This is a genomic window from Corynebacterium sp. HMSC066C02 (assembly GCF_001814945.1).
GTDB lineage: Bacteria > Actinomycetota > Actinomycetes > Mycobacteriales > Mycobacteriaceae > Corynebacterium > Corynebacterium aurimucosum.
In genome coordinates, this window is record NZ_KV818461.1 from 1 (window position 1) to 763 (window position 763).

A 763-nucleotide genomic window follows, 5' to 3' on the forward strand; every position below is an offset into this window, starting at 1 on the left:
GTACCGATCCGAAGGACCCGAACTCCAAGCCTTCCGAAGAGCAGCCTGGTGATAACCCGACTGAAGTTGATGATTCTGGTGTGAAGCCGGTTGATCCGACTGATGAGGAGCAGGACACTGGTATCAAGGTCACTAACCCGGATGATGACACCAAGGTTTCTGCTACCGATGAGGATGGCAAGGATATCCCGGTTGAGATTGACGAGAACGGCAATGTTGTTGTTACTCCGGGTACCGATGTTGATGGTCCTATCAATGTAGTTGTTGAGGATCCGGATCTGGATGGCGGTAAGACTGAGATTGAGGTTGAGGTTAACGGCCACGAGAAGGACCGCGACGACAACGGTTCTGAGGCGTCCGATAAGACCACGGTTGATGATTCTGGTGTGAAGCCGGTTGATCCGACTGATGAGGAGCAGGACACTGGTATCAAGGTCACTAACCCGGATGATGACACCAAGGTTTCTGCTACCGATGAGGATGGCAAGGATATCCCGGTTGAGATTGACGAGAACGGCAATGTTGTTGTTACTCCGGGTACCGATGTTGATGGTCCTATCAATGTAGTTGTTGAGGATCCGGATCTGGATGGTGGCAAGGCTGAGATCGAGGTTCCGGTTGAGGGCCACGACAAGGGCCGCGATGACAACAAGAAGCCTGCTAAGCCGGGCAAGGATCTGTCTTCGAAGCCGAGCGAGCGTTGTATTAACACTGGTTTGGGTGTTGGTATCCCGCTGCTGTTCCTGATTCCGGTTGGTCTGGC

The 763-nt window shown here is 52.8% G+C and carries 1 protein-coding gene; it reads left to right on the forward strand.

Features of this window, described 5'->3' with window-relative positions; translation table 11 throughout:
* The coding region (locus tag HMPREF2996_RS12835; protein ID WP_168166682.1) for a hypothetical protein at nucleotides 1–763 on the forward strand (763 nt) is incomplete at both ends.